This is a genomic window from Streptosporangium sp. NPDC000509 (assembly GCF_042898365.1).
GTDB lineage: Bacteria > Actinomycetota > Actinomycetes > Streptosporangiales > Streptosporangiaceae > Streptosporangium.
The window spans coordinates 1,686-3,335 of sequence record NZ_JBIAYX010000045.1 but is presented as its reverse complement, the minus strand read 5'-3'; the positions used below and the strand labels follow the sequence as shown (position 1 = coordinate 3,335).

The window sequence follows — 1,650 nt, the reverse complement described above, 5'->3', positions numbered from 1 at the left end:
CCCGAAGGCTCGGAGGGGTTAAGGACCCTTAGTATCACTGGATTCAGTATTGGCGCATCGTAGCGGGTACGGGAATATCAACCCGTTGTCCATCGACTACGCCTGTCGGCCTCGCCTTAGGTCCCGACTTACCCTGGGCGGATTAGCCTGCCCCAGGAACCCTTGGTCATCCGGCGCAGAAGTTTCTCACTTCTGATTCGCTACTCATGCCTGCATTCTCACTCGCACAGCCTCCACAACTGGATCACTCCGCTGCTTCGCCGGCCGCACGACGCTCCCCTACCCACCCACACACCTAAACCACAAAGGCTCGGATAATGTGTGAATGCCACGACTTCGGCGGTGTACTTGAGCCCCGCTACATTGTCGGCGCGGAATCACTTGACCAGTGAGCTATTACGCACTCTTTCAAGGGTGGCTGCTTCTAAGCCAACCTCCTGGTTGTCACTGCGACTCCACATCCTTTCCCACTTAGCACACGCTTAGGGGCCTTAGTCGGTGGTCTGGGCTGTTTCCCTCTCGACTACGGAGCTTATCCCCCGCAGTCTCACTGCCACGCTCTCACTTACCGGCATTCGGAGTTTGGCTGACGTCAGTAACCTTGTCGGGCCCATTAGCCATCCAGTGCTCTACCTCCGGCAAGAAACACGCAACGCTGCACCTAAATGCATTTCGGGGAGAACCAGCTATCACGGAGTTTGATTGGCCTTTCACCCCTAAACACAGGTCATCCCCCAGGTTTTCAACCCTGGTGGGTTCGGTCCTCCACGCGGTCTTACCCGCGCTTCAACCTGCCCATGCCTAGATCACTCCGCTTCGGGTCTACAGCATGCGACTCATTCGCCCTATTCAGACTCGCTTTCGCTACGGCTCCCCCACACGGGTTAACCTCGCCACACACCATAACTCGCAGGCTCATTCTTCAAAAGGCACGCAGTCACATCACAAACAAGAGCAAGCCCTCGTTTACGCTCCTACGGCTTGTAGGCACACGGTTTCAGGTACTATTTCACGACCCCTCACCGGGGCGCTTTTCACCTTTCCCTCACGGTACTTGTTCACTATCGGTCACCAGGGAGTATTTAGGCTTACCAGGTGGTCCTGGCAGATTCACACAGGATTTCTCGGGCCCCGTGCTACTTGGGATCCCCTCAAACAGTCCAACCGATTTCGCCTACCCGACTCTCACGGTCTACGGCGCCACTTCCCAGAAGCTTCGACTATCGGAAAGATTTCTTACTGTCTATGGTCTCGGCAGAAACCATCAGAGGGTCCCACAACCCCGCAAACGCAACGCCTGCCGGCTATCACACGCCTACGGTTTAGCCTGATCCGCTTTCGCTCACCACTACTCACGGAATCACTAATTTGTTTTCTCTTCCTACGGGTACTGAGATGTTTCACTTCCCCGCGTTACCACCAACCGCCCTATACATTCAGGCGGAGGCAACACCACATGACTGGTGCTAGGTTTCCCCATTCGGACATCCCCGGATCAAAGTCTGGTTGGCGACTCCCCGGGGCTTAACGCAGCCTCCCACGTCCTTCATCGGCTCCTGATGCCAAGGCATCCACCGTGTGCCCTAAAAAACTTGGCCACAAAGATGCTCGCGTCCACTATGCAAATCTCAAACAACAAACAGCGACCAG

The 1,650-nt window shown here is 55.7% G+C and carries 1 rRNA gene; it reads right to left on the bottom strand.

Annotated features, from left to right (window positions below):
* Positions 1 to 1,598, bottom strand: a 23S ribosomal RNA gene (locus ACFY3D_RS39480); the annotation flags it as partial.
* Positions 1,599 to 1,650 lie beyond the last annotated feature (52 nt).